Source organism: Streptomyces sp. NPDC017979 (assembly GCF_044328175.1).
Lineage (GTDB): Bacteria > Actinomycetota > Actinomycetes > Streptomycetales > Streptomycetaceae > Streptomyces.
Genome location: NZ_JBIRGU010000002.1, coordinates 1 through 26,324, shown reverse-complemented (window position 1 = coordinate 26,324; position 26,324 = coordinate 1). Strand labels below are relative to the sequence as shown.

25 protein-coding genes and 1 rRNA gene are annotated in these 26,324 nt (G+C 71.3%); 18 read left to right on the top strand and 8 right to left on the bottom strand.

What is annotated here, in order from left to right; genetic code table 11:
• The first annotated feature begins 122 nt into the window (after positions 1-122).
• The 4 genes from pstS (at position 123) to pstB (ending at position 4,495) form a co-directional block, all read left to right on the top strand.
• On the top strand, positions 123-1,253 hold the full coding sequence (gene pstS / locus ACH4E8_RS05980) for a phosphate ABC transporter substrate-binding protein PstS (RefSeq protein WP_398444823.1): 1,131 nt from the start codon (positions 123-125) through the stop codon (positions 1,251-1,253).
• A gap of 306 nt (positions 1,254-1,559) precedes the next feature.
• Positions 1,560-2,612 (top strand): phosphate ABC transporter permease subunit PstC, encoded by a 1,053-nt coding sequence (gene pstC, locus ACH4E8_RS05975; protein ID WP_398444821.1) that lies wholly within the window; start codon positions 1,560-1,562, stop codon positions 2,610-2,612.
• Positions 2,609-3,688, top strand: a complete 1,080-nt coding sequence (gene pstA, locus ACH4E8_RS05970; RefSeq protein WP_398444819.1) for a phosphate ABC transporter permease PstA — start codon at positions 2,609-2,611, stop codon at positions 3,686-3,688. Before pstC ends, pstA begins: the two co-directional genes overlap by 4 nt.
• A 30-nt stretch (positions 3,689-3,718) precedes the next feature.
• Positions 3,719-4,495, top strand: a complete 777-nt coding sequence (pstB, locus tag ACH4E8_RS05965) for a phosphate ABC transporter ATP-binding protein PstB (RefSeq protein WP_361962009.1) — start codon at positions 3,719-3,721, stop codon at positions 4,493-4,495.
• A gap of 435 nt (positions 4,496-4,930) precedes the next feature.
• On the opposite strand, the gene ACH4E8_RS05960 is transcribed toward pstB, so the two are convergent.
• Both ACH4E8_RS05960 and ACH4E8_RS05955 read right to left on the bottom strand, forming a co-directional pair.
• Positions 4,931-5,929 carry an anion permease gene (locus ACH4E8_RS05960; RefSeq protein WP_398444817.1) on the bottom strand — a complete coding sequence of 333 codons (999 nt, stop codon included), beginning with the start codon at positions 5,927-5,929 and terminating at the stop codon, positions 4,931-4,933.
• A gap of 5 nt (positions 5,930-5,934) precedes the next feature.
• Positions 5,935-6,555, bottom strand: coding sequence for a DUF47 domain-containing protein (locus ACH4E8_RS05955; protein ID WP_398444815.1), 621 nt, complete (start codon positions 6,553-6,555; stop codon positions 5,935-5,937).
• A gap of 335 nt (positions 6,556-6,890) precedes the next feature.
• Here ACH4E8_RS05955 and ACH4E8_RS05950 point away from each other — a divergent pair, with 335 nt between their 5' ends.
• A complete protein-coding gene (locus tag ACH4E8_RS05950; protein WP_398444813.1) occupies positions 6,891-7,253 on the top strand; it encodes a metal-sensitive transcriptional regulator in 363 nt (120 codons plus the stop codon).
• A gap of 172 nt (positions 7,254-7,425) precedes the next feature.
• Here ACH4E8_RS05950 and ACH4E8_RS05945 read toward each other — a convergent pair whose 3' ends face one another.
• Together ACH4E8_RS05945 and ACH4E8_RS05940 are read right to left on the bottom strand one after the other, a co-directional pair.
• Positions 7,426-7,608 carry a hypothetical protein gene (locus ACH4E8_RS05945; protein ID WP_398444811.1) on the bottom strand — a complete coding sequence of 61 codons (183 nt, stop codon included), beginning with the start codon at positions 7,606-7,608 and terminating at the stop codon, positions 7,426-7,428.
• A 74-nt stretch (positions 7,609-7,682) separates the two neighbouring features.
• The gene (locus tag ACH4E8_RS05940) at positions 7,683-8,531 is read right to left on the bottom strand and encodes a hypothetical protein (protein WP_398444809.1); all 849 of its coding nucleotides are present in this window, start codon (positions 8,529-8,531) and stop codon (positions 7,683-7,685) included.
• 164 nt (positions 8,532-8,695) lie between these two features.
• On the opposite strand from ACH4E8_RS05940, the gene ACH4E8_RS05935 reads away from it, so the two are divergent.
• The 3 genes from ACH4E8_RS05935 to ACH4E8_RS05925 all read left to right on the top strand — a co-directional run bounded on the left by ACH4E8_RS05935 (position 8,696) and on the right by ACH4E8_RS05925 (position 10,996).
• A complete protein-coding gene (locus tag ACH4E8_RS05935) occupies positions 8,696-8,893 on the top strand; it encodes a hypothetical protein (protein WP_398444807.1) in 198 nt (65 codons plus the stop codon).
• A 122-nt stretch (positions 8,894-9,015) separates the two neighbouring features.
• Positions 9,016-10,617: an FAD-binding oxidoreductase gene (locus ACH4E8_RS05930; RefSeq protein WP_398444805.1), complete on the top strand. Its 1,602-nt coding sequence runs from the start codon at positions 9,016-9,018 to the stop codon at positions 10,615-10,617.
• 166 nt (positions 10,618-10,783) lie between these two features.
• On the top strand, positions 10,784-10,996 hold the full coding sequence (locus tag ACH4E8_RS05925) for a hypothetical protein (RefSeq protein WP_398444803.1): 213 nt from the start codon (positions 10,784-10,786) through the stop codon (positions 10,994-10,996).
• 310 nt (positions 10,997-11,306) lie between these two features.
• Here the strand turns inward: ACH4E8_RS05925 and ACH4E8_RS05920 are convergent, their stop codons facing one another.
• Both ACH4E8_RS05920 and ACH4E8_RS05915 read right to left on the bottom strand, forming a co-directional pair.
• Complete coding sequence (locus ACH4E8_RS05920) at positions 11,307-12,080, bottom strand: phosphatase PAP2 family protein (RefSeq protein ID WP_398444802.1); 774 nt, start codon at positions 12,078-12,080, stop codon at positions 11,307-11,309.
• A 302-nt stretch (positions 12,081-12,382) separates the two neighbouring features.
• The gene (locus tag ACH4E8_RS05915; protein ID WP_398444800.1) at positions 12,383-13,402 is read right to left on the bottom strand and encodes an NlpC/P60 family protein; all 1,020 of its coding nucleotides are present in this window, start codon (positions 13,400-13,402) and stop codon (positions 12,383-12,385) included.
• Between the two features lie 577 nt (positions 13,403-13,979).
• On the opposite strand from ACH4E8_RS05915, the gene ACH4E8_RS05910 reads away from it, so the two are divergent.
• From ACH4E8_RS05910 to ACH4E8_RS05885, 6 genes are all read left to right on the top strand, one after another.
• On the top strand, positions 13,980-14,288 hold the full coding sequence (locus tag ACH4E8_RS05910; RefSeq protein WP_361536442.1) for a hypothetical protein: 309 nt from the start codon (positions 13,980-13,982) through the stop codon (positions 14,286-14,288).
• Positions 14,289-14,634: 346 nt separating this feature from the next.
• Positions 14,635-15,495, top strand: coding sequence for a hypothetical protein (locus ACH4E8_RS05905; protein WP_398444798.1), 861 nt, complete (start codon positions 14,635-14,637; stop codon positions 15,493-15,495).
• Positions 15,485-16,861: a hypothetical protein gene (locus ACH4E8_RS05900; RefSeq protein ID WP_398444795.1), complete on the top strand. Its 1,377-nt coding sequence runs from the start codon at positions 15,485-15,487 to the stop codon at positions 16,859-16,861. The genes ACH4E8_RS05905 and ACH4E8_RS05900 overlap by 11 nt, the downstream gene beginning before the upstream one ends.
• The gene (locus ACH4E8_RS05895) at positions 16,858-18,411 is read left to right on the top strand and encodes an SCO6880 family protein (RefSeq protein WP_398444793.1); all 1,554 of its coding nucleotides are present in this window, start codon (positions 16,858-16,860) and stop codon (positions 18,409-18,411) included. Before ACH4E8_RS05900 ends, ACH4E8_RS05895 begins: the two co-directional genes overlap by 4 nt.
• A gap of 8 nt (positions 18,412-18,419) precedes the next feature.
• Positions 18,420-19,829 carry an ATP-binding protein gene (locus ACH4E8_RS05890; RefSeq protein ID WP_398444792.1) on the top strand — a complete coding sequence of 470 codons (1,410 nt, stop codon included), beginning with the start codon at positions 18,420-18,422 and terminating at the stop codon, positions 19,827-19,829.
• 1 nt (position 19,830) lies between these two features.
• On the top strand, positions 19,831-21,531 hold the full coding sequence (locus tag ACH4E8_RS05885; protein WP_398444790.1) for a type VI secretion protein: 1,701 nt from the start codon (positions 19,831-19,833) through the stop codon (positions 21,529-21,531).
• Positions 21,532-21,577: 46 nt separating this feature from the next.
• Here the strand turns inward: ACH4E8_RS05885 and ACH4E8_RS05880 are convergent, their stop codons facing one another.
• The gene (locus ACH4E8_RS05880) at positions 21,578-22,135 is read right to left on the bottom strand and encodes a GNAT family N-acetyltransferase (protein WP_398444788.1); all 558 of its coding nucleotides are present in this window, start codon (positions 22,133-22,135) and stop codon (positions 21,578-21,580) included.
• Between the two features lie 135 nt (positions 22,136-22,270).
• Between ACH4E8_RS05880 and ACH4E8_RS05875 the strand changes: the two genes are divergently transcribed.
• From ACH4E8_RS05875 to ACH4E8_RS05860, 4 genes are all read left to right on the top strand, one after another.
• Positions 22,271-23,275, top strand: a complete 1,005-nt coding sequence (locus ACH4E8_RS05875; RefSeq protein ID WP_398444786.1) for an ABC transporter ATP-binding protein — start codon at positions 22,271-22,273, stop codon at positions 23,273-23,275.
• Positions 23,272-24,045: an ABC transporter permease subunit gene (locus tag ACH4E8_RS05870; protein ID WP_398444784.1), complete on the top strand. Its 774-nt coding sequence runs from the start codon at positions 23,272-23,274 to the stop codon at positions 24,043-24,045. Before ACH4E8_RS05875 ends, ACH4E8_RS05870 begins: the two co-directional genes overlap by 4 nt.
• A gap of 104 nt (positions 24,046-24,149) precedes the next feature.
• Positions 24,150-25,466: a sensor histidine kinase gene (locus tag ACH4E8_RS05865; protein WP_398446031.1), complete on the top strand. Its 1,317-nt coding sequence runs from the start codon at positions 24,150-24,152 to the stop codon at positions 25,464-25,466.
• The gene (locus ACH4E8_RS05860; protein ID WP_398444782.1) at positions 25,463-26,131 is read left to right on the top strand and encodes a response regulator; all 669 of its coding nucleotides are present in this window, start codon (positions 25,463-25,465) and stop codon (positions 26,129-26,131) included. Before ACH4E8_RS05865 ends, ACH4E8_RS05860 begins: the two co-directional genes overlap by 4 nt.
• Before the next feature lie 105 nt (positions 26,132-26,236).
• Here ACH4E8_RS05860 and rrf read toward each other — a convergent pair.
• Positions 26,237-26,324: ribosomal RNA gene (gene rrf, locus ACH4E8_RS05855) — 5S ribosomal RNA — on the bottom strand; the annotation flags it as partial.

The window sequence follows — 26,324 nt, the reverse complement described above, 5'->3', positions numbered from 1 at the left end:
GCTTAATTTCGGCCCTACGAGGTGACCGGCACGGAGCCGGTGGCCCCATCCCCCGACACACGCCGCCCAAGGTCCCGGCAACGGCCAGCGCCCAGGCGGCTCCTGGAAGGAAACACCCGAAAGTGAAGCTTCAGCGCAAGAACGGGCTTCGCGCCACCGCGCTCGGTGCCCTCGCTGTGACCGGTGCCCTGGTCCTCACGGCGTGTGGTTCGGACGACAACACGGGCAGCGCCAGCGGCGGCGGCAAGAGCAACGCAGCGTCGAACATCTCCTGCGACGGCGCCAAGGGCAAGCTCCTCGCTTCCGGTTCCAGCGCTCAGAAGAACGCCATGGACCTGTGGGTGAAGAACTACATGGCCGCCTGCTCCGGCGTGGAGATCAACTACAAGTCCTCGTCCTCCGGCGAGGGCATCGTCGCCTTCAACCAGGGCACCGTCGGCTTCGCCGGCTCCGACTCGGCGCTCAAGCCCGAAGAGGTCGCCGAGTCCAAGAAGATGTGCAAGGGCGGCCAGGGCATCAACCTGCCCATGGTCGGCGGCCCGATCGCGATCGGCTACAACCTGCCCGGCGTCGACGACCTGACCCTGGACGCCTCCGCCGTCGCCAAGATCTTCAACGGCAAGATCACCAAGTGGAACGACCCGGCGATCGCCAAGCTCAACGAGGGCAAGTCCCTGCCGGACAAGGCGATCCAGGCGTTCCACCGCTCCGAGGACTCCGGCACCACCCAGAACCTCGGCAAGTACCTGGGCGCCACCGCCGAGGCCGACTGGCCGTACGAGGCCGAGAAGAAGTGGCCGGCGCCCGGCGGCCAGGCCGCCTCCGGCTCCTCCGGCGTCGCAGCCCAGGTCAAGCAGGTCGAAGGCGCGATCGGCTACTTCGAGCTCTCGTACGCCACCTCGCAGTCCATCCCGACCGTCGACATCGCGACGGGCGCCGCGGCCCCCGTCAAGGCCACCTCGGAGAACGCCTCCAAGGCCATCGCCGCCGCCAAGGTCAAGGGCACCGGCAAGGACCTCGCCCTGGAGCTGGACTACGCCACCAAGGCCGACGGCGCCTACCCGATCATCCTGGTGACGTACGAGGTCGTCTGCGACACCGGCAACAAGCCCGAGACCCTCAGCACGGTCAAGTCCTTCCTGACGTACACCGCGAGCGAGGAGGGCCAGAAGGTCCTGTCGAACGCGGGCTACGCGCCGATCCCGGCCGAGATCAACGCGAAGGTCCGCGAGACCGTCGCCGGCCTGAACTGACCCGGACCCGGACGCCCGAGCCCCGGGCTCGGACGCCCGAGACCCGCAAGTCGTAGGCCGTAGGCCGGGCGCCGCGGCCCACCGGGACCGCTCAGGACCACAACGGAACAGGACAGGCGGGGGGGGAGGGCTCGACCACCCTCCGCCTGTCCGCGCCCGCCGGGCCGCACCGAAGACCGCAGACCGCGCCCCATCCCCCCACCCACCGTCCGCCCCCACCCGCTCCGTGTCCGCATCCGCACCCGTCCGCCCATCCGGTGCACCGCCGCCAGGGGAGCCCGCTCCCCCACACAGACCGGAAAGACCATGGCTTCCACGACACCCATAGAACCCCAGGACCCCCTGCCCCCCGGCCGTGACGGCCGGCCCGGCGCCGGCGACCGTGCCCCCCGCGGCGGCCCCGCCGGCTCCCTCGCCGCGAAGAGCTCCTCGACCGGGCGCGCCGGCGACAAGGTGTTCCTCGCCCTGTCCCGCGGCTCGGGCATCCTGCTCCTGGTGATCATGGCGTCGATCGCGGCGTTCCTCACCTACCGCGCCGCCATCGCGCTCTCCGAGAACGAGGGCAACTTCCTCACCACGTTCGACTGGAACCCCGCGGGCAACCCGCCGGTGTTCGGCATCGCGGTGCTGCTCTTCGGCACGGTCGTCAGCTCGGTCATCGCGATGGTCATCGCGGTCCCGATCGCCGTCGGCATCGCGCTCTTCATCTCGCACTACGCGCCCCGCAAGCTCGCCGCGCCCATCGCGTACGTCGTCGACCTGCTCGCCGCCGTGCCGTCGATCATCTACGGCATCTGGGGCGCGCTCTTCCTCGTTCCGTACCTGGAGGGGCTCAACCTCTGGCTGGACGACTACTTCGGCTGGACGTACATCTTCGAGAAGACCGAGATCGGCGTCGCGCGCTCGCTGTTCACCGTGGGCATCCTGCTCGCGATCATGATCCTGCCGATCGTGACCAGCGTCAGCCGCGAGGTCTTCCTCCAGGTCCCGAAGATGCACGAGGAGGCCGCGCTGGCGCTCGGCGCCACCCGCTGGGAGGTCATCCGGATGTCGGTGCTGCCCTTCGGCCGCTCCGGCGTGATCTCGGCCTCGATGCTGGGCCTCGGCCGGGCACTCGGCGAGACGATGGCGGTGGCGACCGTGCTGTCGCCGAGCTTCATCATCTCCGGGCACCTGCTCAACCCCGGCGGCGGCACGTTCGCCCAGAACATCGCCGCGAAGTTCGACGAGGCCAACGAGCTCGGTCGGGACGCCCTGATCGCCTCCGGCCTCGTCCTCTTCATCCTCACCCTGCTGGTCAACGGCGGGGCCCGCATGATCATCGCCCGCCGCAAGGAGTACTCGGGGGCCAACGCATGAGCCAGACAGCACTGCACGACAGCACGCCCACGCCCGCCGGCGCGATCGCCCCGGCCGGCCTCAGCGGCCGGTCCCTCCCCCGCTGGGCCCCGGTCGGCTTCGCCGCCGCCGGCATCGCCCTGGGCTGCGGCCTCGGCGCGGTCGCCGGCTGGCACAGCAAGATCCAGTGGGGACTGCTCTCCGCGCTCTTCTTCGTGGCCCTCTCGTACGCGGCGACCTCCGTGGTGGAGAACAAGCGCCAAGCCAAGGACAAGCTGGCGACCAGCGTCGTCTGGGTCTGCTTCATCCTCGCCGTCATCCCGCTGTGCTCGCTGATCTGGGTGACGGTCAGCCGGGGCGTGCAGGTCCTCGACGGGTACTTCCTGACCCACTCCATGGCCGGCGTGCCCGGCTTCGAGGCGGGCGGCGGCGTCTACCACGCCATCGTCGGCACCCTCCAGCAGGTCGGCCTCGCCACCCTCATCTCGGTGCCGATCGGCCTGCTGACCGCGATCTACCTGGTCGAGTACGGCAAGGGCGCGCTGGCCAAGGCCGTGACGTTCTTCGTCGACGTCATGACGGGCATCCCGTCGATCGTCGCCGGCCTCTTCCTCCTCTCCATCATGCTGATGTTCGAGCTGAGCCCGTCCGGCCTGATGGGCGCGCTGGCGCTGGCGATCTTGATGATCCCGGTCGTCGTCCGCTCCACGGAGGAGATGCTGAAGCTCGTGCCGAACGAGCTGCGCGAGGCGTCCCTCGCCCTCGGCGTACCGAAGTGGCGCACCATCGTGAAGGTGGTCATCCCGACCGCGCTCGGCGGCATCACCACCGGTGTGATGCTCGCGATCGCCCGCATCGCCGGCGAGACCGCCCCGATCATGCTGCTGGTCTTCGGCAGCCAGCTGATCAACACCAACCCGTTCGAAGGGGCCCAGTCCTCGCTCCCGTTCTACATCTGGGAGCAGTACCGGGTCGGCAGCGAGGCGTCGTACGACCGCGCCTGGGCCGCCGCCCTGGTCCTGATCGCCTTCGTCATGATCCTCAACCTGGTGGCCCGCGGCATCGCCCGCTGGAAGGCCCCGAAGACCGGCCGCTGACGCGCGGCAACTGGGAAGTGAACTGAACTCATGGCCAAGCGAATCGACGTCAGCGGACTGACCGCCTACTACGGCTCCCACAAGGCGATCGAGGACATCTCGATGACCGTGGAGCCCCGCTCGGTGACGGCCTTCATCGGCCCCTCCGGCTGCGGCAAGTCGACGTTCCTGCGCACCCTCAACCGGATGCACGAGGTCACCCCCGGCGGCCGGGTCGAGGGCAAGGTGATGCTCGACGACGAGAACCTGTACGCCTCCTCCGTGGACCCGGTCGCCGTGCGCCGCACGGTCGGCATGGTCTTCCAGCGGCCGAACCCGTTCCCGACCATGTCGATCTTCGACAACGTCGCGGCGGGGCTGCGCCTCAACGGCTCGTACAAGAAGAACCAGCTCGCGGACGTGGTGGAGAAGTCCCTGCGGGGCGCCAACCTCTGGAACGAGGTCAAGGACCGGCTCAACAAGCCGGGTTCCGGCCTCTCCGGCGGTCAGCAGCAGCGGCTGTGCATCGCCCGCGCCATCGCGGTCGAGCCCGAGGTGCTGCTGATGGACGAGCCCTGCTCGGCGCTCGACCCGATCTCGACCCTCGCGATCGAGGATCTGATCGGGGAGCTGAAGGAGCGTTTCACCATCGTCATCGTCACCCACAACATGCAGCAGGCGGCCCGGGTCTCCGACCGCACCGCCTTCTTCAACCTGGCGGCCGTGGGCCAGCCCGGCAAGCTGATCGAGATCGACGACACGGAGCGGATCTTCGCCAACCCGTCCGTCCAGGCCACCGAGGACTACATCTCCGGTCGCTTCGGCTGAGCAAGCCCCCGGCTGCGCGAGCTCCGGTCGCACGAGCCCCGGCTGAGCAAGCCCCGGTCGCGCGAGCCCCGGCTGCCCCGGCGCGTACGGGACCAGCGGGCCCGAGGGCCCCACGAGTCCGTACGCGCCAGCCGCTCCAGCCGTCCTGCGGTGCTGCATGGCGGTGCCACCGCAAGACGAAGGGCCCGCCCCCACTTCCTTCCCGGGGGCGGGCCCGCTTGCGTTCTCGGAGGGGTGCGCCTACGTCCAGGGGTGCGCCTACGTCCAAGGGGCGCGGTGCGATCCGTACGCGCCTGCCCTCCGCGCCCGTCGCGCTCCTCGTACGCGGTGCCTGAAGTGCCGTGGACCCGTATACGCGCCTGAAGTGCTGCCCGCCGTACCCACCCCGCTACGCACCACGCGCACCGGGCCGGGGCCGCAGCCCCCGCCCAGCTGTCAGCCGAACACCAGCCACACCACGCCGTAGCTCAGCGCGGCGACCGCCGCCGCGGCCGGCATCGTGATGAACCACCCCATGACGATGTTCTTGGCGACGCCCCAGCGCACCGCGTTCACCCGCTTCGTGGCGCCCGCGCCCATGATCGCCGAGGTGATGACGTGGGTGGTGGAGATCGGCGCGTGGAAGAGGAACGCCGAGCCGAACATGATCGAGGCGCCGGTCGTCTCGGCGGCGAAGCCCTGCGGCGGGTCCAGCTCGATGATCTTGCGCCCCAGCGTCCGCATGATCCGCCAGCCGCCGGCGTACGTGCCCAGCGACAGCATCACCGCACAGGCGATCTTCACCCAGACCGGGATCTCGTCGCCGGACTGCTGGACGTCCGCGATGACCAGCGCCATCACCACGATGCCCATCGTCTTCTGGGCGTCCTGGAGGCCGTGTCCGAGGGCCATCGCCGCGGCGGAGACGGTCTGCGCGATCCGGAAGCCGCGCCTGGCCTTGTTCGGGTTCGCCCTACGGAAGATCCACAGGATGGCGACCATCACCAGGTACCCCGCCACCAGCCCGACCAGCGGCGAGACGAACATCGGGATGACGATCTTCTCCAGCACACCGGACCAGATGACCTCCGTGCCACCGGCCAGCGCCGCCCCGACCATGCCGCCGAACAAGGCGTGCGACGAGGACGACGGCAGCCCGAAGTACCAGGTGACGAGGTTCCAGACGATGGCGCCGAGGAGGGCGGCGAAGAGGATGCCCATCCCCTTGCTGCCCTGCGGGGTCTCGATCAGCCCCTCGCTGACGGTCTTGGCCACGCCCTGCCCGAGGAACGCGCCCGCGAGGTTCATCAGCGCGGCCATCACCAGCGCGACGCGCGGGGTCAGCGCCCGCGTGGAGACGGAGGTCGCGATGGCGTTCGCGGAGTCGTGGAAGCCGTTGGTGTAGGTGAATCCGAGCGCGACGGCGATCGTCACGACCAGGGCGAAGGTGTCCACGGAGGTCAGGACTCCTTGACCGCGATGGTCTCCACGGTGTTCGCGACGTGCTCGAAGGCGTCCGCCGCCTCCTCCAGGACGTCCACGATCTGCTTCAGCTTCAGCACCTCGATGGCGTCGTACTTGCCGTTGAAGAGCGTGGCCAGGAGCTTGCGGTGGATCTGGTCCGCCTGGTTCTCCAGCCGGTTGACCTCGATCCAGTACTCGGTGAGGTTCTCCATGGTCCGCAGGTGCGGCATCGCCTCGGCCGTCAGCGCGGCGGCCCGGGCCAACACCTCGATCTGCTGCTCGACGCCCTTGGGGAGTTCCTCGACCTGATAGAGGACGACCAGGTCGACGGCCTCCTCCATGAAGTCCATGATGTCGTCGAGGGACGACGCGAGGGCGTAGATGTCCTCGCGGTCGAAGGGCGTGATGAAGGAGGAGTTGAGCTGGTGGAAGATGGCATGGGTGGCGTCGTCACCCGCGTGTTCCGCGGCCCGCATCCGCTCCGCGATCTCACTCCGGGAGGAAGCGTCGGCCCCGAGCAGTTCCATCAGGAGCTTCGAGCCCGTCACGATGTTGTCCGCGGAGGCCGCGAACATGTCGTAGAAGCTCGTCTCCCGTGGGGTCAGACGAAATCGCACGTGAGGTCCCTGTGGTGCGCTGGATTCGGACAGGCTGATGCTAGGCGCATTCATCCGGCCGCGGCGAACCGGCGTTCTTCAGTGTCGCCGATGGGCGGCCCCGACCGGCACGGCCCCCCGTGGCACCTTCCCCTCCGGCCGCCCGAGCACTCCCCCGAGCAGGTCACGAAGCCGTCCACCGGGCCGGTGCCTCGTGAAACGCTTTCCTCCGTGATCACGCACGACCCGGTACCATATACCCATGAGGGGTATACGAACCCCGCATGCCGCGCACGACGAGCGCACGAAGCACGCCACCACGAGCACGTAGCACGCCAGGACAACGGGAGGACCCGATGACGACCACCGAGGCGGCCGGCCCCCCGGTCACCGAGACCCACCCCGCCGATGCCCCGGTCACCGACCACGACCGCGGCATCCACGGCTACCACAAGCAGAAGGACGAGCACCTCAAGCGCCTGCGCCGGATCGAGGGCCAGATCCGCGGCCTCCAGCGCATGGTGGATGAGGACGTCTACTGCATCGACATACTCACCCAGGTCTCGGCGTCCACGAAGGCCCTCCAGTCCTTCGCCCTCCAACTCCTCGAAGAGCACCTGCGCCACTGCGTCGCCGACGCGGCGGTCAAGGGCGGCGACGAGATCGAGGCGAAGGTCGAGGAGGCCACCAAGGCGATCGCCCGGATGATGCGCACCTGACGCGTCGACCTGCGCACCCGCGGTCCTCACGGACGCACCCGCAAGCGCACCGACGGGCGGGGACGCACTGCGTCCCCGCCCATCGACCGTTCCGATTGCCTGTTCCGGATGCCCGTTCCGGATGACTGTCCAGTCGTCCGGTCGGGCCGTCCGTCGTTCCGGTCGCGGTCCGTCAGTCCTGTCGGCCGAGCGCCGCCCGCTCGGTGGCGACCTTCAGCACCTCGTCGATACGGGCCGGGCTCAGCCGCTCCCCGTCCGCGGCGGACGCCGCGATGATCAACTCACCGCACAGCTCGATCTCGGCGAGGGCCACGTGGTCCTGGACCAACGTCGTACTGGGCGGAGCCACGTGCATTCACCTCTTCCTCCGGTGTCGACTTCCTAGCGTAGGGAGCGATGCACGGACCGCGCATGGCACGTCCGGACCATTTAGGCCCTGATTCTTCCCGCATAAATGTCCCGTTGGTCCGGCAGCCGCACGGCCACCGGCGCCCCGAAGTCGAACAGCACGGTGGTCGACGTCACGGCCACGGTCGTCCTGCCGTTGCTGAAGCTGAAGCGGTGCTTCACCTTCCGCAGCCGCCCCTCCTCGTCCACGTACGCGTCGAACGGCACCGTCACCGTGGTGAACCCTTTCGCCGCCGCCTCCAGCGCCGTGCGCACCGGCGACCGGGCGGCCCGGGCCGCCTCCGCGATGTCCGTACGCCCCCGGAAGTGCTGCACCGACACGCCCTCGACGCGCTCGCTGCCGACGTACGACACCTCGCGCGCCCCCCGCAGCAGCTCCGCCGCCGCCAGCGGGTCCGTCGCACCGCCCGTGACCAGGTTCCCGTCCTGGACGGTCGCGGTGTCGATCCGCACCCACTTGTCGGCGGGCACCCCCGCACCGCGGTTCTTCATGTAGAGCGCGTCCGGGGTCATCAGCTCGGTGACCGGACGGTGCTCCTCCGCGCCGGCCGGGTCCCTGGGCAGCACGACCGTGAGCTGCCCCACCACCCGGCGGAAGTCGTAGCCGCCCTCGCCCTGGATCGTGACCCGGGTGCCGCCGGACGCCGTCTCCATCGACGTGCGCGCCCGGGCGCTGCCGGCCGCGACGAGGGCGTCCGCGGCGGTGAGCACCGCGCGATCGCTGACCGCGCGCGAGCTGGGTCGGTCGTCCGCCACTGCCTGGCCCGAAGCACCGTCGCCGCCCGCGCAGCCGGTGACGGCGAACGCTCCCAAGACGGCCGCGGAGACGACGACCGCCCCGCCCTTGCGCCCCTGCCGCTGCTCCACCATGGCCTGTGACCCCCAACCAACACCGAAACCGCTGATCGCTGATTCGACACGTTCGTTTGCGAGAGACCTCCACCCGTCCTCACTAACGACCGCGGGGGGCCGCCGTCACGCCGGCGGCGCCACCGGCACTGTCTACGGGCGCCGGCGGCCAGTACCGTGGAACCGTGCCACCGCATGCCCCCACGGAAGACGGCCCCGCCCCCACCTCCACCCCCACGTCCCCCCACCGCACTTCGACGACGGAACGCGGCTCCTTCGCGCTGGCCCGTTGCGACTGCGGCTGGAGCGGGCCGGCCCGCCGCTCGCGGGACCGGGCCCGTACGGACGCCACCGCGCACGCCGCAGCGCAGCCCGCCGCCTGAAACCCGGATCGACGGCGTCCACCCGCACGACTTCCGCGCCGGGCCGCGAAACCTCACGGCGCCTTCGGTGCGTCTGGTCACGAAGAGCACCACCAGAACGCTCGGAACGCCCAGGAGGTCCGATGGATCGGCGTGCGCTGCTCACGACCGCGGTCGCCCTCGCGACGACCGCCGCCTGCACCAAGGAGCGGGGCTCCACCGGCGCGCCGCCGTCGGGGTCGGCCCCCGCGACCACCGTGCCGTCGCCGCGCACGTCCCCGTCCCCGCCGCAGGGCTCCCGCCCCTCCCCGTCCCCAGCCCGCGACCTGCGGGCGCTCGGCCGCGGCCTCGAAGGCAGGCTGGTGCTCCCCGACGACGCCGACTACTCGACCGCGCGCCAGCTCTACAACACCCGGTTCGACTCCCTCAGGCCCGCAGCCGTCGCGTACGTGTCCGGCCCCGCCGACGTCCAGGAGTGCCTGCGCTACGCCCGCGCCCACCGCGTCCCCGTCTCCGTCCGCAGCGGCGGCCACTCCTACGCCGGCCACTCCTCCGGCGACGGCCGGCTCGTCATCGACGTATCGCCGCTGGACCGCGTCACCACCGGCGGCTCCGACGCCGCGACGATCGGCGCCGGCGCACGGCTCGTCTCCGTCTACCGAGCGCTGGGCGCCCGGGGCCGCACCCTGCCCGCCGGCTCCTGCGCGTCCGTCGGCGTCTCCGGTCTCGCGCTCGGCGGCGGGCACGGGGTGACCTCCCGGGCGTACGGGCTGACCTGCGACAGCCTCACCGGGGCCACGGTCGTCACCGCCGACGGGCAGGTGCGGCGGATCGGCGCCGACCGGGACGGGGACCTCTTCTGGGCGCTGCGCGGCGCGGGCCACGGCTCCTTCGGCGTCGTGACGGAGCTGCGGTTCCGCACGCATCCGGCGCCGCCGCTCGTCGTGGCCCATCTGAGCTGGCCGTGGCGGAAGGCGGCGGCCGTGCTGACGGCCTGGCAGCGCTGGGGGCCCGACCAGCCGGACGAGACCTGGTCCGCCGCGCACCTGACCGCGGGCAGTGCGGGCGGGGCGGCGCCGCGCCTCTCGGTCGCCGTGTGCTCCTTCGGGACGGAGGGCACCGTGCGCAACGCCGTCGACCGGCTCGCCGACGCCGCGGGCTCCAGCGCGTCGTCCGTGTCGCTACGCACCCGCCCGCACCTCGCCGCCATGCTCGGGTACGCGGGCTGCTCGACCCGCAGCGCGGAGGAGTGCGCGCTGCCGGGGGCGGTCCCGGGCCGCAGCAGGGCGGGCGCGCTGGGGCGCGAGACGTACGCCGCCGCGTCCGACTTCTTCGACCGGGAGGTTTCGGCCGCGGCGGTACGGGAGCTGATCGCGCGGACCGAGCGGTTCACCCGGCTCCCGACGGGGCGCGGCGAGGGTTCGATCCAGCTCACTGCGCTCGGCGGCGCGGTCAACCGGGTGGATCCGCTGGCCACGTCCTTCGTCCACCGGCGCTCGCGGGTGCTGGTGCAGTACCTCGCCTCGTGGGCGCAGGGGACGGCGGGCGCGGCCGAACGCTCCTGGCTGCGGGACGCGCACGGCGCGATGCGGGGTCACGTCTCCGGCGCGGCGTACCAGAACTACGCCGACGCGACGCTGAGCGGCTGGCGCACGGCGTACTTCGGCCCGGCGGCGGACCGGCTGGGGCGGTTGCGCAGGCAGTACGACCCCGAGGGCGTCTTCGCCTTCCCCCAGTCCCTCTGACCGGGGCGCCGACGGCGGCGCGTCGCCCGGACGGGCGCGGCTGGATGGCCGGGCGGGGCGGGTGCGGGTGCGCTGGATTACGGGACCCCTGGACGACGGTGCCGTTCGCGGCCCGTACCCGTCCGTCCCGCCGCCTCGCAACGTCACGTCGTTCTAAGGACGCGCCATGCCCGCACCCCTGGCCACGGCCGGTCGAATAGCCACCGCCGCCGCTTCCACCGCGCTCGCCCTCCCCCTGCTGACCGGCACGGCCACGGCCGCGCCGGTCGCGTCCAAGCCGGAGGGCCCGATAGAGAGCTCGCTCTCCGTCGGCGCGACGGGAATCCTCGGCGCGGCCGGCGCGATCTACATCATCCGCCGCCACCGCAACCGCCGCTGATTCTTCGGCCTTCGGACCTAGCCGCCGTTGCTCTGCGGGAACGCCGGTCTCCACGGCCCGTCTGTGGCTGTTCGCGCAGTTCCGCCCCCCATGCCCTCTGGGTCATGGGGGGCGGAACTGCGCGACAAGCCACAGACGGCCCGCAGACGCCGTAACGCAGCTCGCCGCACGGCCGAACCGCGCCCGCGAAGGCTGGGCGACGGCCCTCTTGAAGCGGCCCCGAGAAGAAGCGCGGCGCCAGCCCCGGCCAGCCGGGCGGGGCATGGCGGGGGCACCCCGAGGCGCCCCGGCCGAGCACCGCCGCAGGCGGCTACGCCGCGAGGCCCTTGTCGCGCGGGCCGTCCGTCCGCGGCTCCGGGATGTCGAGGGGCTCCGCCTGGCGTCGGCCGTCCGCGCCGGACGCCGCCTTCTTGGAGCGCACCATCCATCCCGCCTTGTTCGAGCCGGCGATCGCCCGCGTCACCGGCGTCAGCAGGAGCTGTGCGAGGGGCGCCAGGAGCAGGGTGACCGCCGTGCCGAGCGCGAAGCCGCCGATCACGTCGGTCGGGTAGTGCACGCCCATGTAGATCCGGAGGAAGCCCTCCAGGAAGCCGAGCCCGAGCGCGACGAAGCCGAGCTTGCGGTGGGCGAGGAAGATGCCGACGGCGATCGCCATCGCCATCGTCGAGTGGTCGCTGACGAAGGAGAAGTCCGTCTTGCCCTCGACGAGGACCTCAAGGGACTTGTCGTGGACGAACGGCCGTGGCCGCTCCACCAGCTCGCGGATGGGGATGTTGATCACCAGCGCGACCGCCGCGGCCAGCGGCGCCCACACCACCGCGGCGGCGCCGGAGACCGAGTCCTCGACCGTGCCGCGGGAGCGCAGCAGCCACCAGGCCCAGAAGCCGAGGGCGACGAGTCCGAACATGATGCCGAACTCGCCGACGAAGCCCATGATCCGGTCGAACCACGGCGGGGCGGCCTTCGCGAGGTCGTTGATGCCGTGGAGCAGGTCGACGTCGGGCCCCGAGGCCCCACTCGACTCCGCGAGGGAGAAACCCACCTCCGACTCCGCCGGGGAGACCCCCGGGGCGAGTCCAGCCATCTGATGCGGCCCCTTGCCTTGTCTCGGCCTTCTACCGGCCTCAATTGCCCTGTCGTGAACGGCGGCGCGCCCGCGCGCGCCGCTCGCCCTGCACCCCCGTGATCAGCGTGTGGTGACGGTCGCACGTCCGTCGCGGATCCTGCATCGTCTTTCGCGGTGCCTCCGCTCCCAGGGAACGGTCAACCGGCCGCCCGCGTTCCACTCTCCACCGAACGATCACCATGACGTTACCGAAGAGAGATAGATCGCCGCAGCTCAGGGCCGGGGCCATCAGGCGACTTCCGGCCACCCCGGACGCCCCGTCAGGCCGTCGGGGGGTGCTTGGGCAGCGCTTTCGCGCCCTCCTCGGTGACCCGGGTGGCCCCGAAGTAGTCCGGGGTGTCGATCTTGTCGAAGCGGATCACGGCCCCCGGTCGCGGTGCATTGATCATGTACCCGCCACCGACGTAGAGCCCCACGTGCCGGATGGCCCGCGAATTGGTCAAGTCGTCCGAGAAGAACACCAGGTCACCCGGGAGCAGTTCGTCCCGCGAAGGGTGCGGACCGGCGTTGTACTGGTCGTTCGCCACCCGCGGCAGCTCGATGTCCACCGTCCGGTACGCCGCCTGCGTCAGCCCCGAGCAGTCGAACCGCCCGTCTTGCTCGGGGGTTCCGTTGCCGCCCCACAGGTACTTGGTGCCGAGCTTCTGCTGCGCGAAGTTGATCGCCCCCGCGGCCTGCCGGGACGGATCCACCCGCCCGACCGGCTTCGCGAAGCTCTTCTCCAGGGTGCGGATGATCTTCACGTAGTGCTGGGTCTCCTTGTACGGCGGCACCCCGCCGTACTTGATGACGGCGTACGCGCCCGCGTTGTACGCGGCGAGCATGTTCGCCGTCGGGTCGCCCGGCGCCTTCTTCACGTACCCGGCCAGCTTGCAGTCGTACGAAGCGGCGGACGGGATCGCGTCGGCCGGGTCCCAGACGTCCCGGTCCCCGTCCCCGTCCCCGTCCATGCCGTGCGCCGCCCAGGTGCCCGGGATGAACTGGGCGATGCCCTGGGCCGCCGCGTGGCTCTGCGCCCGGGGGTTCCACCCGCTCTCCTGGTAGAGCTGCGCGGCCAGCAGCGCCGGGTTGATCGCGGGGCACAGATTGCCCCACTTCTGCACCAGCGCCTGGTACCGCGCCGGGACAGCGCCCTTGGCGAGGGCGACGGACTTGCCCTGCGCCCCGGCCCCGGCCCCGAAGGCCCCGCCCGCGATGGTGAAGGTCCCGACGAAGAGCAGCGCGAGGAAGGCCATGCACACCCCGACGGAGAGGCCCGCGACAACCCATGCCTTACGCACCGTCAACCGCCCTTCCCGCCACCGGAGTCCACTTCGCGTCAGTGTAGGTCGACGACCGGGCTTTCAGGAGGCGGCCGGGGAAGCGCGCCTTCGCACGCCGACCCCCTCGACCCGCCACCGCCCGGCGGCGCCCGCCCGCCGCCTCCCACCCTGCGCTCCCCGTGCGCCCTGTCCCGGCCATCGGGCCGGCGCGACCATGGGCACCGCCGCACCCCCGGGCACCCTTACCGCCCCCGCCCCGTTCACCACATGACGACGCACCAGCGCGGCAAACAAAGCGGACACCGCGCGGACGAAACGTGAGGAGCGCCCCAAAGGTGGAACAACGACAGTCATTGCCCGGAGTCACGCAGCGTGATACACAGAGTGACAATACGGGCTCCTCGCCATGACTCCGACCCGATCCGATCCGCTTCGCCGCAGGTCAGAGCGGCGATCATCGGTCATACGTGCGGAGATCGGGTAAAGAGACCCGCCAAGTCGGCATACGCGGGCGGTTTCATCAGCGAAGATAGAGCGATGGCCCATGCCGAGGGGCACGGGCGGCGAAAGACCCGACAGGGGCGGTGAGTTACACATGATCCTGGCAGCCGAAAAGGGCGACATCAACACCATCATCGGCGGTATCGCCCCGAACTGGGGCCCGTTCGGGAGTCTGGGCAACGAAGCACGGGTGATGATCGAGGTGGTGATGGCCGTGGCCATCCTCATCTGCCTCGGCATCGCGATCTGGGGGGCGGCCAAGCAGCGCATCGGCGCGACCGCGCTCCGGGACACGTTCAGCGCGGAGCAGGGCAAGGGCCTGATCGTCGCGGGACTGACCGGCGTCTTCATCATCGGCTCCCTGGGGACCCTGTTCACCATCGTCTACGGGATGGCCGTGTGACCTCACTCCCCATCAGCCCGTAGACCCAAGCCCGCACTCCCCCATCCGCACTCCTCCCCGAGCGAGCCCGGCCCACCCTCAGAGGTTGCGTCCCCCCGATGTCCCAGCCGATGTCCCAGCCGACGTCCCAGCCGACGTCCGAGCCGACGTCCCCGTTGCGCCTGACGTCGAGACACCACAGCGCGTCCGCGCGCACCGCCGTACGACCACCAGCGTCGTACGACGGCGGCACGGGCACCGAACCGTGCCGTACGACGTCCCACCCCGGACACGGCACCCGCACCGGGCACGACGGCGTACCCGGGCGCGTGGGCGAGCACGAGGGACACGAGGGAGAGGCGGCGCCATGAACCACGGCGACGATCACGGGTACCGCACGGGCGGGAGCGACCCGGACGACCCCTACGGCGGCACGGGCCAGACCCGCACCCGCCTGCCCGGCAGCGGGGACGACGGCTACGGCGCCGCCCGCCGCCCCGTCCGCACCTCCCGCTCCCTCATCACCGTCGTCGGCGTCGTCGTGCTGCTCATCGCCGCGATCGCCTTCGCCAACCGGGGCGGCGACGACGGCGGGGGCGGCGGCGAAGGCGACGGCGCCAAGGGCCGGGAGGCGGCCCCCACCGCGCCGACGGGCGTCAAGCCCGTGAAGGGCAAGGCGGCGGGGACGGGCATCCCCACGGGATACGCGAAGGACGCCCAGGGCGCACAGAGCGCGGCGGCGAACTACGCCGTCGCCCTCGGGTCCGACGGCATGTTCCAGGAGAAGAGCCGCGGCGACATCGTGCGGACCGTGCACGACCCGGCGGTCGCCGAAGAACTGCTGACGAAGCTGGCGAAGGCGTACTCCACCGAGTTCCTCGGCGCCGTCGGCCTCGGGCCGGACGGCACCGCCCCGGACGGCCTCGCCTTCGTCTCCCGCACCATCCCCATCGGGACCAAGGTGACCGACCAGAAGGACGGCACGGCCACGGTCGAGGTGTGGTGCACCGGGCTCATCGGGCTCGCAGGTCCCGAGTCCACCAAGCCGGTCACCTCCTCCTACTTCACCCTCACCCAGAACCTGAAGTGGGTCGACGGCGACTGGAAGATCACCTCGTCCTCCCAGCAGGAAGGTCCGACGCCGGTCAACGGCGACAACCGCGCCTCCACTGCCGAGGAGATCGCCAGCGCCGTCGCGGGATACGGAGGCTTCACCCATGCCCGGTAGCCGCACCCCCCAACTGCTCCGCCGCTCCCACGCGCGCGCCCTGGGCGCCCTCGCGGCCCTCCACGCGACCGTCGTCGCGTCCGTCGTGCTCGCGCCGTCCGCCGCCGCGGAGCCGACGCCGTCCCCCGGCAACTCCCCGAGCCCCCGCCCCAGCGGCGGCAACGACCAGTGCGGCCTCATCCAGGGCCAGGCCAGGGACCTGTGCGAGAACGGCACCGGCGAAGGCGGCGCCAGCACCACCAACAACCCCGTCGACGAACTCACCCCGCTGAACGTCCTCGCCCGCGGCTGCGCCGACGCCGCCGCCTGGACCGTCGACACCCTCGCCAAGGCCGTGAAGTCCACCGCCACGGTCGACTTCACCAACACGACGTTCCTCTCCCAGTACGCGGTCGTCTTCGCCGCCTCCACCGTCCTGACGCTGATCATCTGGCTGCTGGCGGTCGCCAAGCGGGCCATCCGCGGCGTCCCCCTGCTCACCGCGATCTCCGAGGCCGTCGGCTTCCTCTGGCTGACGGTCCTCGCCTCCGCCTTCACCCCGCTGATCCTCTACACCCTGGTCTCCGCGACCGACAGCATCTCCAACGTCGTCGCCGGCGGCACCAAGGACCAGACGGACCAGTTCTTCGGCACGTTCTCCGAAGCCCTGGAGAAGGGCACCGGCATCGGCGGCGGCCCGATCATGCTGATCGTCGTCTCCCTCGTCACGATCATCGCCGCCGGCGTGCTCTACCTGGAGCTGTTCATCCGCGCCGTGCTGCTGTACGTCGGCGCGCTCCTCGGCGTCGTCGTCTACTCCGGCCTCGTCGACAAGAACATGTGGGGACACGTCCGCCGCTGGGCCGGCCTCATGATCGCGATCATCCTGGTCAAGCCGGTCATCCTGATCGTGCTCGGCCTCGCCGGCGCGCTCGCCGGCCAGGACGGCCCCGACTCCGTCTCCGCCGTCGTCTCCGGACTCGCCATCATCATCCTGGCGATCGTGGCCTCCGCGATGATCTACCGCTTCGTGCCCGGCTTCGGCGACGAGATCGTGGCCTCCCGCAACAACCGCATCCAGGGCGCCGTCGAGGGCCGCGCCGCCGCGGTCATCAGCTCCCCCGCCGCCCTCGTCTCCCAGGGCATCAAGACCCACAGCGCCCGCGGCGGCGCGGGCGGCGCGCAGGCCGAGGGCGGCAGCTCGACGCCCCGCCCCGCCAACCCCGTCGGCACCGGCGTCGCCGCCCACGGCAGCCGCCCCACCGGCGGCGGCACGGGCGGCGCGGCACCGGCCGCCGCGCCCCCGCCCCGTAGCAGCCCCTCCGGCGTGTCCGGCAGCAGCACCCCGCACAGCAACCGCAAGAGCACAGGAGGTGGAGGGCGTTGACCACCCAGTCCCATCCCATCGCGCCCCGCCGCACGTACCTCATCGGCCGGGCCCGGCCGAACGCGATCATCGGCAAGAACCGCGAGACGGGCGAGATCGCCCTGATCGTCGCCGGCGCGTTCTTCGGCATGATGAGCGGACTCCTGGTCCCCTACCTCGTCCCGCGGATCGTGCTGCTCGCGGGCTTCCCGATGCTCGCGCTCGCGGCCGTCTACGTCCCGTACAAACAGCGCACCTTCTACCGGTGGTTCGAGATCAACCGCAGCTTCAAGCGCACCGTGCGCTCCAACGCCGCCTACCGCTCCACCGCCGCCGAGGCCGGCACCCGCCTCGACGGGCGCGAGGTGGAGGTCGGCCCGCCGCCGGGCATCGGCCGGATCAGCTGGCTCGCCGCGCCCTTCGGCCCCGACGAGATCGCCGTGCTGCTCCACGCCGACCGGCGCACCGTCACCGCCGCGATCGAGATCGAGGGCCCCGGCGTCGGCCTGCGCGACAGCGAGGACCAAGAAGCCCTCGTCGACCGCTTCGGCACCCTCCTCAAGCACGTCGCCAACGGCGACGGCTTCGTCACCCGCATCCAGATGCTCGCCCGCACCCTGCCCGCGGACCCCGACGCGCACGCCAAGGACGTCGCCCAGCGCGGCGACCAGCGCTCCCCGGTCTGGCTGCGCGACTCGTACGAGCAGCTCCAGTCCATGGTCTCCACCTCCAGCGAGCAGCACCGCGCGTACCTCGTCGCCTGCATGCACTACACGCGCGAACTCGCCGCCGAGGCCAACGCCATGGCCCGCGCCACCCGACAGGCCACCAAGGCCCGCCGCCTCGACAAGGACGCCGGCCTCGCCATCGTCATGGCCCGCGAGCTCACCGACATCTGCGCCCGCCTCGCCGAGGCCGACATCCGGGTCCGCCAGCCGCTGGGCCAGGGCCGGCTCGCCTCCCTGGTGCACTCGATGTACGACCCGGACCACCCCATCGACCACATCCAGGCGATGACCAAGCGCAACGCCTGGCCCGCGGAGCTCGACGCCGTGGAGCCCACGTACCTCCAGGCCAAGACCCGCGAGTCCGCCACCCGCGCGCCCTGGTGCCACGCCACGGCCTGGGTGAAGGAGTGGCCGATGACCCCCGTCGGCGTCAACTTCCTCGCCCCGCTGCTCGTCCACACCCCGGACGTGATCCGCACCGTCGCGGTCACCATGGACCTCGAACCCACCGAGGTCGCCATCGAGCGCATGCTGACCGAGAAGACCAACGACGAGGCCGACGCCAGCCGCGCCGCCAAGATGAACCGCACGGTCGACCCGCGCGACGTCGCCGCCCACGGCCGTCTCGACCAGCGGGGTGAAGATCTCGCCAGCGGTGCGGCCGGCGTCAACCTCGTCGGGTACATCACTGTGTCGTCCCGCACGCCCGAGGCCCTGGCCAGGGACAAGCGGACGATCCGGGCCTCGGCCGGCAAGTCGTATCTGAAGCTCGAATGGTGCGACCGGGAGCACCACCGGGCCTTTGTGAACACCTTGCCGTTCGCGACCGGCATCCGCCGTTAGGGGCCACCGTGCGAGATCCGCTGTCCGCCGTCACCGAGGCGTTCACGTCCTTCGTCTTGGGCAAGGTCGAGACGACCCGGCTGCCCGTGCGCACCTCCACGGGCCAGGCGCAGGCCGTCTACCTGCCCACCGCGGCCCCCGGCCTCGGCGACTCCGGCGTGATCATCGGCCGTGAGGTCTACAGCGGGAAGGGCTACATCTACGACCCGTTCCAGCTGTACGGGCAGCAGCTCCCCGCCCCCCACTGGCTGGTGCTCGGCGAGTCCGGCAACGGCAAGTCGGCGCTGGAGAAGACGTACGTCCTGCGCCAGCTCCGGTTCCGGGACCGCCAGGTCGTGGTGTTGGACGCCCAGGGCGAGGACGGCGTCGGCGAGTGGAACCTGGTCGCCGAGCAGTTGGGCATCACGCCCATCCGGCTCGACCCGATGACCGCGCTCGACGGCGGCATCCGCCTCAACCCCCTCGACCCGTCGATCACCTCCACCGGCCAGCTCGCGCTGCTCCGCACGATCATCGAAGTCGCCATGGGGCACGGCCTGGACGAGCGCTCCGGCTTCGCGCTGAAGGTCGCCCACGCGTACGTCAACGAGTCCATCACCGACCGGCAGCCCGTCCTCACCGACATCGTCGAGCAGTTGCGCCACCCGGAGGCGGAGTCCGCCGAGTCGATGAACGTCGACATAGACGACGTACGGGCCTGGGGGCTCGACGTCGCCCTGGTGCTGGACCGGCTCGTCGACGGTGACCTGCGGGGCATGTTCGACGGTCCGACGACCGTCGGCATCGACCTGGACGCCCCGCTGATCGTCTTCGACCTCTCGCACATCGACCGCAACTCCATCGCCATGCCGATCCTGATGGCGATCGTGGGCGTCTGGCTGGAGCACACCTGGATCCGCCCCGACCGGAAGAAGCGCATCTTCCTGGTCGAGGAGGCGTGGCACATCATCAACAGCCCGTTCGTGGCCCAACTCTTCCAGCGGCTGCTGAAGTTCGGCCGGCGGCTCGGGCTCTCCTTCGTCGCGGTCGTGCACCACCTGTCGGACGTCGTGGACGGGGCGGCGGCGAAGGAGGCCGCGGCGATCCTGAAGATGGCGTCCACCCGCACGATCTACGCGCAGAAGGCCGACGAGGCACGGGCGACGGGTCGGGTGCTCGGGCTGCCGCGCTGGGCCGTGGAGATCATTCCGACGCTCACCCCCGGCATCGCGGTATGGGACGTCAACGGCAACGTGCAGGTCGTCAAACACCTGGTCACCGAGGCCGAGCGGCCCTTGGTCTTCACCGACCGCGCCATGACGGAATCGTCCCATCCGCTCCCGGCGGAGATCGAAGCGGCGGAGTGGGAGGCCGAGCAGCGGGCCGCGCTCATCGAGCGACAGCGCTACGACGACTCCTCCGAGTCCACGGTCGCCTGACGTGCGGGACGAGCACGGTTACGGACCGGGGTACGGGCCGAACGGCGGCGGGCGTCCCGGTCCGCGCCGTTCGGGCGGCGGCGTCCCGGACGGGCTGATCGTCGGGGTCTTCGGGCTCGGTCTCTGCCTGTTGTTCGTGGTCTGGGTGGCCGCGGGGCTCGCCGGCCTGTTCGCCAAGGGCTCCTGGCCCGACGGCATCACGTTCAGCAGGGCGCCGCAGGCGGTGCGTTCGCTGGCGGGCGACCCGAAGGACCTCGCCGCGGCCTGGCCGAACACCCCGGCCGACCAACTGTCGGAGTACGGGCTCTTCTGGGGGCTGGCGATCGGGCTGCTGATGGTCCTCGCCGTGCTGACGGTCTTCGTGGTGGGGACCTTGGCGCGTTGGAAGACGGTGCGCTCGGCGCGGAAGGCGGAGCGGGCGGCGGGGCGGTCGGCGGGGCGGGTTCCTCAACAACAACACGAGGTTCAGGCACCGCAGGCACCGCAGGCGTCTCAGGCGCATGTGGCGCCTCAAGAGCAGCCGGCGCATCCAGAGCCCCCGGCGCATCAGAGGACCACGCCGGGCGGCATTCCGATCCAGCCCTCCCGCGAACCCGCCCACGCGCCCGAACCCGCCCGCCAGTCCGGTGACGAACCCTCGTACGACCCCGGGAAGAGCACTCCGGACGCCTTCCCGCCCCCGGCGGCGCCGGCCGCGGCCGACCAGGGGCCCCCGGGCGGCGCGGACGTTGTGTACGCCCAAGTCGCGTCCGACGACGTGTCCGTACCGGCGCCCCGCCGCACCCCCCGCGTCTTCTTCGGCACCCCCACCGCCCGCCGCCCCGCCGCCCTCCAGGCCCTCCAGGACGCCGCCGGCCCCGCCCTCGTCGTCACCTCCGACCCGACGGTGTGGGCGGACACCAAGGACACCCGCGCCAAGTACGGCCCGGTGCTGGTGTACGACCCGGGCCACCTCTGCGACACCCCCGCCCGTCTGCACTGGAACCCCACGGTCGGCTGCGAGGACGTGGCCCGCGCCCAGGAGCGGGCCGTGGCGCTCCTCGCGCCCGTGCGCCCGCACGCCCGCATCGACGCGGCGATGGCCGACACCGCGGAGACCCTGCTGCGCTGCTGGCTGCACGCCGCCGCCGTGGCCGGCCGGCCCTTCAAACAGGTGCACCGCTGGGCCCAGGGCATCAACGCGCAGGAGTCCGTACGGATACTCCGCACCCACCCCAAGGCCACCAGCGGGCTCGCCGGGCTGCTCGAAGCCGCGCTGACCGCGCACCCGGAACGGCGGGAGATCGCCCAGCAGTTGGTGGCCCGCGCGCTGTCCTCGCTCTCCTCGATCCACATCCGCGAGGCATGCACTCCGAACCGAACTGATGCGCTCGCCTTGGAATCATTTATCAATGAAGGGGGAACCCTCTATTTGGTGGGCGAGCCCATTGAGGATCCCAAGGCCCACCCCGGAGCGATGCCGCTGCTCACCGCACTGGCGTCAGACGTGGTCGAGCACGGCCGCCGCATGGCCGCACGGTCATCCGCCGGCCGGCTCGACCCACCAATGACGCTCGTCCTCGACGACGCGGCAGCCGTCGCCCCGCTCCCCCGCCTACCCCAACTGCTGACCACCGGCCCGGACCAGGGCCTGTCGACGTTCGTCCTGCTCCGCTCGATGGAACAGGCCCGCGCACGCTGGCAGGAGCCGCTCCCCCAGTAGCGGACCCCGAGCGGGCAGTCGACCGGTGGCGGCCGGACCAGGCGGATCAGGACGCGGGACGCCGCACTTCGTACTCCAGATCCTGTACGCCCGGCTGCCCGGGCTCGTCCACCCGCCGCCCCGTCGCCACGAAGCCGAACTTCCGGTAGAAGGCTTCGGCCCGCGCGTTCTCCTCGTGCACGTGCAGCCGTACGCGGAGGACGGGCGGACCCGCCAGCTCCCACGACCACTCCAGGGCCGCGCGGAACAACTCGTCCGCGAGCCCGGCGCCGCGGGCCTCCGGGCGGACGAACACCGCCACGACCTGCGTCTGGTCCATCGTCGTCGGCTCACCGAACACCGAGTCCTCGCCCGGCCGTTCCACCAGCACGGTCACCGTGCCGTCCCACCGGCCGTCGGGCGCCTCCGCGACGAACTGCCGCACCGCGACCCCCTCGGCCGCCCGCGCCGCCCGCTCCTGCCAGAGCGAGTCCGGCCGCGCCGCCGCCGTGTCGTACGTCTCCAGGAAGGCCAGGTGCGCCACGGGGTCCCGGAGGGACGCCAGCCTGATGTCCTTGACCTTCGCCCACTCGTCGGCCCGCACGGCCCGAATCACATGCTCCATCCACGGATACTGTCCGATGCCCGAACTCTGAGGCAACGCGGTTACGGCCCGTAGTACCCGGGTTGTACGTGCGGGGGTTCAGGTGTCATCCGTGGGCGGACGATCCGTCGGAGCCGCGGCATCACCATCGATTACATGATCGAAGCACACGGACTCACGAAGAGGTACGGCCCGGGTCGCACACGCGGCGTCGGAAAGGGCAGGGACGCAGCCGAGGGCAAAGGCGGCAAGGGCGGGCGCCGCGGCGGCAAGACCGTCGTCGATGGCCTGAGCTTCACCGTCAAGCCCGGCTCCGTCACCGGCTTCCTCGGACCGAACGGCGCCGGCAAGTCGACCACCATGCGCATGATCCTCGGCCTGGACGCCCCCACCCGCGGCCACTCCACCGTCGGCGGCCGGTCGTACGCCGCGCACGGCGCCCCGCTGCACGAGGTCGGCGCCCTCTTGGAGGCCCGCTCGGTCCACCCCGGCCGCAGCGCCCACCAGCATCTGACGGCCATCGCCCACACCCACCGCATCCCCCGCAGCCGCGTCGCCCACGTCCTCGACCTCACCGGCCTGACCGAGGTCGCGCACCGCCGGGTCAAGGGTTTCAGCCTCGGCATGGGCCAGCGCCTGGGCATCGCCGCCGCCCTCCTCGGCGACCCCGCCACCGTCATCCTCGACGAGCCGGTGAACGGACTGGACCCGGAGGGCGTGCTGTGGATCCGCACCCTGTTGAAGTCCCTCGCCGCCGAGGGGCGCACGGTCCTCGTCTCCTCCCATCTGATGAGCGAGATGGCGCTGACCGCAGACCACCTCGTCATCATCGGTCGCGGCCGGCTCCTCGCGGACACCACGGTCGACGAGTTCGTCCGCTCCGCCGGCGCCGCGTCCGTCCGCGTCGTCACCCCCGAGGCCGACCGCCTCGCGGAGCTGCTGGCCGGCCCCGGCATACGGATCACCTCCGACGCCCCCGACGCCCTGGAGGTCCAGGGGCTCGACAGCCAAGACATCGGCCGCACCGCCGCCGCCCACGCCCTCCCCCTGTTCGAGCTGACCCCGCGCACCGCCTCCCTGGAGCAGGCGTTCATGGACCTCACCCACAGCTCCGTCGAGTACCAGGCGTCCACCCCCGTCCTCCAAGGAGCAGCCGCATGAGCACCGCGTACCGCCTCAGCACCACGGGTCTGCTCCGCTCCGAGTGGTACAAGCTGTGGACCGTACGGTCCACCTGGATCACGTTCCTGGTCGCCGTCGCCTTCACCCTGGGCCTGGGCATCACGATGGGCGCCACCTACGAAGAGGGCGGCGGCGACGCCGACATGGACGTCCTGACGCTCAGCCTCATCGGCTTCCAGTTCGCCCAAGTCGCCATCGCCGTCCTCGGCGTCCTCGTCACCGCCGGGGAGTACGCGACCGGCATGGTCCGCGCCTCCATGACCGCGGTCCCCCGCCGCACCCCGGTCCTGTGGTCCAAGGCGGCGGTCTACGGAGCCGCGACGTTCGCCGTCACCCTCGCGACCACCTTCGTCACCTTCCTCGCCGCCCAGTTCTTCTTCTCCGGCACCGAGCAGGAGGCGGCCCTCGGTGACGCCGGGATCCTGCGCGGCATCCTCGGCAGCGCCGCCGGACTGACCATGCTCGGTGTGATAGCGCTCGGGCTGGGCGCCCTCCTGCGCTCCGTCCCCGGTGCCATCGGCGCGTTCGTGGGCCTCCTGCTGATCCTTCCCGAGGTCCTGATGATGTTGCCGTTCGACGCCCTGGACGACGCCGTCGACTACTTCCCGGCCCAAGCCTTCGCCTCGCTCAACACCGCACAACCCCTCGCGGACGCGGCCTCCCCCGGCACGGCGCTGCTCTCCCTCGCCCTGTGGGCGGCGGGCTCCCTGGTCCTGGCGGCGCTCCTGCTGAAACGGCGTGACGTGTGACCACCCTGCGTACGAGGATGAAGGGCAGCGAGCAGGCGCCAGAAGGAGCCAACGGGCCGAGCGTCTACGACGAGCGGGAGAAGGAGGGAAGGGAGAAGAAGCACATGGCGAAGGCGAAGAAGGGAGAGGAGACGCTGAAGAGGCCACCACCGGCCGCCGAGCAGACCGCAGGCGCCCATCCGCTCACCCACCGGATCACCGACCTCACCCGTCGCGTCCGGGCCGTGGACACCGCTCGCCCCTGGATCTGGGACACCGCCGTCACCGGCTTCTGGCTGACGGCCGCCCTGATCGACGTCACCAGCGGCGGCTGGCAGCGCATCCCCCACAACAACGACGACACCCCCCTGTGGCTGGTGTGGGTGATGTCCTTCGGTCTCACGCTCCCGCTCTATCTACGTCGCCGCCGCCCGCTCACGGCCATGCTGTTGGTGCTTCCGTTCACGATCCTGAGCGCCTGGACCGGAGCACACCTCCAAGCCTCGTTGCTCCAGATGGTCTTCGTCTTCAGCATCGCTCTCCGGCTCCGGCTGCGGATCCTCGTGCTGATCCTGGGGGCGATAGTCGTCCCCCTCGTGGTCGGCACCTCCCGCTATCCGGTGGGCAGTTGGGACATGCAGTTCGTCCCCATGCTGTACGCCTTCACGATCGTCGCCCTGTTCGGCATCGCCGTGCGCTCCCGCCAGGAGTACACCGCTTCCCTCGTGGAGCGGGCCAAGCGCCTCGAAGTCGAACGCGATCAACAGGCCCAACTCGCCGCAGCAGCCGAACGCACCAGGATCGCCCGGGAGATGCACGACATCATCGGGCACAACCTCTCCGTCATCACCGGTCTCGCCGACGGCGGTCGCTATGCGGCGGCCAAGTCCCCCGAGCGCGCGGCGGAAGCGCTGGACGCGATCTCCACCACCAGCCGCACCGCCCTGACCGAACTCCGCCGGCTGCTGGGCGTCCTCCGCGAGGACACCGCATCCGTGGCGGGCACGGGCCCCTGGGAGCCGCAGTCCACCCCCCGCGCGCCCCAGCCCGCCCTCAGCGACCTGGACCAGCTCGTCGACGGCGTACGCGCCGCCGGCCTCCCGGTCCGCCTGATCGCCCAAGGACGACCTCAGCCGCTGCCGCCCGGCCAACAGCTCACCGTGTACCGCGTCATCCAGGAAGCCCTGACCAACACCCTCAAGCACGCCGGCCCGGACGCCACCGCCACCGTCCAGCTCACCCACGCCCCCGGTTCGCTGACCGCCACGGTCACGGACACCGGCCCGCCCCGGAAGACGCCGTCGCCGGTGGGCGGCCGCGGCATCCCCGGCATGTGCGAACGCACCGCGCTCTACGAAGGCACCCTCGAAGCCGCCCCGGATCCGCGGGGCGGCTGGCGCGTCCACCTCCACCTCCCCGTACCCAAGGACACCACCCCGTGACGACCGTGCTCATCACCGACGACCAGCCCATGCAGCGCTTCGGCTTCCGCATGCTCGTGGAGAGCCAGGACGACATGACGGTCGTGGGCGAGGCGGCGAACGGCGCCGAGGCGGTCCGTCTCGTCTCCCAGCTCAACCCCGACGTCGTGTTGATGGACATCCGCATGCCCGGCCTGGACGGCATCGAGGCGACCCGCCGCATCGTGGCGGCCGGCGACCGCACTCGGGTCCTCATCCTGACCACGTTCGACCTGGACGAGTATGCCTACGACGGCCTGCGCGCGGGCGCTTCCGGCTTCCTCATCAAGGACGCCTTCCCCGAGGAACTGTTGGCCGGCATCCGTGCCGTCGCCACGGGCGACGCCGTGGTGGCCCCGAGCCTCACCCGCCGGCTGCTGGACACGTTCGCTCACCACCTCCCGACGACGGCCCCGACGGAGACCCCGGCCCCGGATCAGCGCATCGCCGCCCTCACCGAGCGGGAGAAGGAAATCCTGACGGTCATCGGCCAGGGTTGGACGAACACGGAGATAGCCGCCCGTCTCCACCTCGCGGAATCCACCGTGAAGACCCACGTTTCGAGGATCCTGGCGAAGACGGGAGCCCGCGACCGGGTCCAGGCCGTCATCCTGGCGTACGACACAAAGCTGGTCAGCCCTGCCTGACCCGGGCTGTTCCCCCTGCGGGCAGGGGTCAGCGGAGGTCGAAAAAGTCTCTAGAAATGCGGAAAGGGCCCCACACCATAGTGTGGAGCCCTCTCCTCAAAAATTGTTCGGCGGCGTCCTACTCTCCCACAGGGTCCCCCCTGCAGTACCATCGGCGCTGTGAGGCTTAGCTTCCGGGTTCGGAATGTAACCG

What these genes read in the sequence shown, in the direction of transcription:
- pstC (WP_398444821.1), top strand. Translation starts at nt 1,560, where the DNA reads ATGGCTTCCACGACACCCATAGAACCCCAGGACCCCCTGCCCCCCGGC.
- pstA (WP_398444819.1), top strand. Translation starts at nt 2,609, where the DNA reads ATGAGCCAGACAGCACTGCACGACAGCACGCCCACGCCCGCCGGCGCG.
- pstB (WP_361962009.1), top strand. Translation starts at nt 3,719, where the DNA reads ATGGCCAAGCGAATCGACGTCAGCGGACTGACCGCCTACTACGGCTCC.
- ACH4E8_RS05950 (WP_398444813.1), top strand. Translation starts at nt 6,891, where the DNA reads ATGACGACCACCGAGGCGGCCGGCCCCCCGGTCACCGAGACCCACCCC.
- ACH4E8_RS05945 (WP_398444811.1), bottom strand. Translation starts at nt 7,608, where the DNA reads ATGCACGTGGCTCCGCCCAGTACGACGTTGGTCCAGGACCACGTGGCC.
- ACH4E8_RS05940 (WP_398444809.1), bottom strand. Translation starts at nt 8,531, where the DNA reads ATGGTGGAGCAGCGGCAGGGGCGCAAGGGCGGGGCGGTCGTCGTCTCC.
- ACH4E8_RS05930 (WP_398444805.1), top strand. Translation starts at nt 9,016, where the DNA reads ATGGATCGGCGTGCGCTGCTCACGACCGCGGTCGCCCTCGCGACGACC.
- ACH4E8_RS05925 (WP_398444803.1), top strand. Translation starts at nt 10,784, where the DNA reads ATGCCCGCACCCCTGGCCACGGCCGGTCGAATAGCCACCGCCGCCGCT.
- ACH4E8_RS05920 (WP_398444802.1), bottom strand. Translation starts at nt 12,080, where the DNA reads ATGGCTGGACTCGCCCCGGGGGTCTCCCCGGCGGAGTCGGAGGTGGGT.
- ACH4E8_RS05910 (WP_361536442.1), top strand. Translation starts at nt 13,980, where the DNA reads ATGATCCTGGCAGCCGAAAAGGGCGACATCAACACCATCATCGGCGGT.
- ACH4E8_RS05905 (WP_398444798.1), top strand. Translation starts at nt 14,635, where the DNA reads ATGAACCACGGCGACGATCACGGGTACCGCACGGGCGGGAGCGACCCG.
- ACH4E8_RS05900 (WP_398444795.1), top strand. Translation starts at nt 15,485, where the DNA reads ATGCCCGGTAGCCGCACCCCCCAACTGCTCCGCCGCTCCCACGCGCGC.
- ACH4E8_RS05880 (WP_398444788.1), bottom strand. Translation starts at nt 22,135, where the DNA reads ATGGAGCATGTGATTCGGGCCGTGCGGGCCGACGAGTGGGCGAAGGTC.
- ACH4E8_RS05875 (WP_398444786.1), top strand. Translation starts at nt 22,271, where the DNA reads ATGATCGAAGCACACGGACTCACGAAGAGGTACGGCCCGGGTCGCACA.
- ACH4E8_RS05870 (WP_398444784.1), top strand. Translation starts at nt 23,272, where the DNA reads ATGAGCACCGCGTACCGCCTCAGCACCACGGGTCTGCTCCGCTCCGAG.
- ACH4E8_RS05865 (WP_398446031.1), top strand. Translation starts at nt 24,150, where the DNA reads ATGGCGAAGGCGAAGAAGGGAGAGGAGACGCTGAAGAGGCCACCACCG.